The following is a 3,841-nucleotide window of genomic DNA, read 5'->3' as shown; positions in this document are numbered from 1 at the left end:
TGTAGAGAGCAGTTCAGTCTTAACCGACTCAGTCATCCCCGCTACGGGGACAATCTGAGTTGATATTTTCTTTGTTGCTCTTACTGTTTTGGGCTTGGGCATTGTCAGGTCTGAATCTTATATTCTAATTCTACTATAGCGCTAGCTAAATGTCCATGTCGGATTTGTACCGATAAATCCCGATTTATCCCAACTTTAAAGGGTCTAATTGCGAGGCGAGTAAGGATGCGATCGCATTCATGACAGTTGACCGAACCTTGAGGGGTAAGGCTTGGATATTATGGCATTCAAACACAAAATCAAAGTTCTGATGCCATGCTGGCTCTAACGCAAATAAATCCGCCACTTGGTACTTGACTTGGGAATCGGGAAATCGTTTTTTGCACCATGCGATCGCAGTCGGGGAAATATCAAACGCAGTCACTTGGAAACCCTGCTGCGCCAACGCTTCAGCATCATCCCCTAACCCACAACCAACCACTAGGGCAGAGCGACCCGACTCTTGGGATGTATTATGCTCTAACCAATCCTGTAGATAGGGATGGGGTGTTAAACGCGCCCAAGGTATTTGCCCCGAATCCCCATTAGCTTCGGCATATAAAACCTCAAACCATTGAGATGGATTATCTTGGCGAATTGATTCCAATGCCAAAAGTTTGACCTTTTGCTGTAGTGCTTGGGGTTGTTCCTCGAACATAGCTCTGGGCTTGCTAATGCTTCCTAAGTTTAACTATTCCAATCTAAATGCCTGTCTTGTGAGGGAGATCAGGTTAGCAGTACCACATTACAAACTAAGCCATTTGGCTGATTTATGCAGTGAGGGGTGACACCCCTCATTTAATCAGGTATATTTGAAATATAAGATGCACCCTGATGATCGAGAGAGTCAGTAACACGGCTCTCTTTTTTTTTGCCTTTTGCCTGTTGCCTGTTGCCTGTTGCCTGTTGCCTTGTTTATAGCGCTGTATCACTCCTGCCAAAACTCAAACCGACCTGTCCAGTTGCTTGACAATATATAGCACTACCGATTAAGGTGTTTAACATTTATAAAAGCAGCAAAAGCTGTTCTAGTAAACTATTGCCTATTGCCTATTGCCTATTGCCTTGCGCGTAGCGCTATACTCTCTAACCGCAAGAGCCGAATCTAGCTGCAACACTTCACTAGCAAGCATCTCGGCCTGGTTGATACTCAACTGTGTAATAACTGAAATCACAGTAGCGATCGCAGGTGGATTCACACTCAACTCATCCACCCCTAACCCTAATAAAATCGGTATCCCTACTGGATTCGATGCCAACTGACCACAGACACTAACTGTAATCCCTGCTTGATGAGCAACAGTTACCGTTTGTTGAATCATCCGTAGCACAGCCGGTTCAAGGGCATCAGCTAGCTTCGCCACCTTGGGATTAGTACGGTCAGCGGCCATGACATATTGACTCAAATCATTAGTACCAATGCTGAAAAAGTCCACTTCAGCGGCTAACTGATCAGCCATGGTTACTGCTGCCGGGACTTCTACCATAATCCCCACTGGCATCTGTTCATTAAAACTATACCCTTCTTGGCGCAACTCGGCTTTAGCCTCTGCTAGGATTTCCTTAGCAGCCCTTACCTCTTGTACTGAAGAAACCATGGGAAACATCACTTTAATGTTGTGTCCATAACTCCCTCGTAGAATCGCCCGCAGTTGGATTTTGAGCATCTCTGGACAATCCAAACTCTGACGAATTCCCCGCCATCCTAGGAAAGGGTTAGGCTCTGGGGTGTGCGGAGCAGAGGGAGCATCAGAAGAGGCTAGATTCAGGAAGGGAATGGGCTTGTCACCGCCAATATCTAAAGTACGAATCGTTAGGGGATGGGTACCCATAATTTCCGCAATGGCTTGATAGGTTGCCAACTGCTCTTCTTCCATCGGAATAGTTAAGCGTTCCAGATAAAGAAACTCAGTCCTAAGTAAACCTATCCCTTGAGCACCACAATCGAGAGCCAATTTAGCATCAGCCTCTCCCAAAACATTTGCCATCAAGGAAATTTTGTGTCCATCTTGAGTAATGACCTCCCTAGGTAATTCATCCTTACTGTTGCTCTGTATCTGTAATTCTTGCTTCCGTTCCTCAGAAGGCTCTACCCAAATTTGACCGGTTGTCCCATCCATGGCCAACTCCGTACCAGCTGGCAACGACAACAGATCCTGACCAACACCAACCACCATCGGTATACCCAGCATATTGGCGATCAGGGCACTATGGGCTGTAGCACTGCCACTAGCGCAACAGATACCTAGGACTTGGATCGGATTTAGTTGTGCGACCTCAGAGGGGGTTAAATCAGCAGCAACCAGAATACCAGGCTCAGTCAACTCTAGACAGGTTTCTTTCCTATTCGTCAGTAATCGCAACACTCGCCAGCCGACATCGATCACATCATTTCCGCGAGCTTGCATGTAGGAGTCTTCCAGAGTTTGGTAATTTGCTACGGTTTCATCGATCACAGTTTTCCAAGCCGCCCCTGCCCATAGATGCTGGTCAACTATAATCTGATAAGCTCTATTAACTAGGGCTGGATCCTCTAAATAGAGCAAGTGAGCCTGAAAAATATCTGCCTGATCATTAGTAACAGTATTGATCAGGTGTTGAAGTTGCTGTTGTGCTGTTTTAATAGCAAGTTGTAGGGTTTCCCACTCCGCTTGAGGATTATCTGTTTGCTCTTCAATAATCTCTGGACGTTTGGGTTGGTAGACAATAACCGCTCCGATAGCAATCCCAGCAGCAGCGGGAATTCCAACTAACCTATCAAGTGTGACCGATGACCGGTGAAGGGATCGGTTACTGAAAGGGTTAGAGTCTGGGTTGATGTCTTCTTTTGGTTTATTTACTGTTTCGCCAAAATTGTTATCGACTAGCTGCTGCAAAGCTATCAAGGCTAATTCCGCATCTTCTCCTACTGCTTTGATGACTATTTCATCTCCCTGTTGGATACCTAAAAGCATCACATTATTAATGCTTTTTCCATTAACTATATTGCTAGTTTTAGTTATATTTTGTAACGTAATTTCACAGTTAAACCGATTAGCTGTAGTAATAAATTGGGCAGCAGGACGAGCATGAATTCCCTGTTGATTCTGGACAGTAAGATGGATTTCTTTGGTTGTAGTTCCGTAGGGTGCGTTAGGGACGGGCTTACCCTGATTTTCCCCTTCGTAGCCAAGGTTGGAACAGCCCGTCCCGTAACGCACCACCAGGTCTGATAACTGAGAGGCTTTAGCGGTTAAGGCTGATCTAGCTTCAGCAATCACTTGGTCGATATCACCACCAGCCGCAGCTTGGACAACCGCTGCGATCGCACCTTCCACTAATGGCGCTTCGCACAATCTTACCTTGCTTTTCTGCTCTTCATCCAGAAACTCCAGTGCCATTTCCGCACTCAGCACTGCACTGCCTAAATCCATCAATACTACTACTCCAGCATCGGAGTAAACCGACTCAATGGCAGCTTGGACTTGCAGCACATCGGTACCAAAGGGATTTTCCGGGTCATCAATACCCGCTGCGATCGCAATCGGTACCGATGTCTGAACCATCTGTTCAGCTAATTCCTTGACCCCAGCTGCTAGCTTAGCACTGTGGGAGATAATCACAATTCCAATCATAAGGTTTATAAGCGCGTTGGTATCATCGGTTGTGAACATACTCCCAAAGGCAAGAGGCAAGAGGCAAGAGGCAAGAGGCAAGAGGCAAAAGGGAAGGCATTGCTGATTAATAGAATGATGGAGAGTAACTCAGGAGTACGCAAATAATCCTAATGGCTGGTGTTATTATGGCCGGTGTTTGTTTGACA

At 46.0% G+C, this 3,841-nt stretch carries 3 protein-coding genes; all 3 read right to left on the bottom strand.

What is annotated here, in order from left to right:
• Positions 1–184 precede the first annotated feature (184 nt).
• Positions 185–697 carry a class I SAM-dependent methyltransferase gene (locus F6J99_RS43070; protein WP_293123079.1) on the bottom strand — a complete coding sequence of 171 codons (513 nt, stop codon included), beginning with the start codon at positions 695–697 and terminating at the stop codon, positions 185–187.
• A 385-nt stretch (positions 698–1,082) separates the two neighbouring features.
• Entirely contained in the window at positions 1,083–3,653 is a 2,571-nt protein-coding gene (ptsP, locus tag F6J99_RS43065; protein ID WP_293123076.1) for a phosphoenolpyruvate--protein phosphotransferase, read from the bottom strand.
• Positions 3,654–3,658: 5 nt separating this feature from the next.
• A complete protein-coding gene (locus F6J99_RS43060) occupies positions 3,659–3,796 on the bottom strand; it encodes a hypothetical protein (protein WP_293123073.1) in 138 nt (45 codons plus the stop codon).
• Positions 3,797–3,841: the final 45 nt, after the last annotated feature.

The organism is Moorena sp. SIO4G3, from assembly GCF_010692305.1.
Lineage (GTDB): Bacteria > Cyanobacteriota > Cyanobacteriia > Cyanobacteriales > Coleofasciculaceae > Moorena > Moorena producens_A.
Note: the sequence above shows the minus strand (reverse complement) of the source record. Positions and strands in the feature narration are given on the sequence as shown.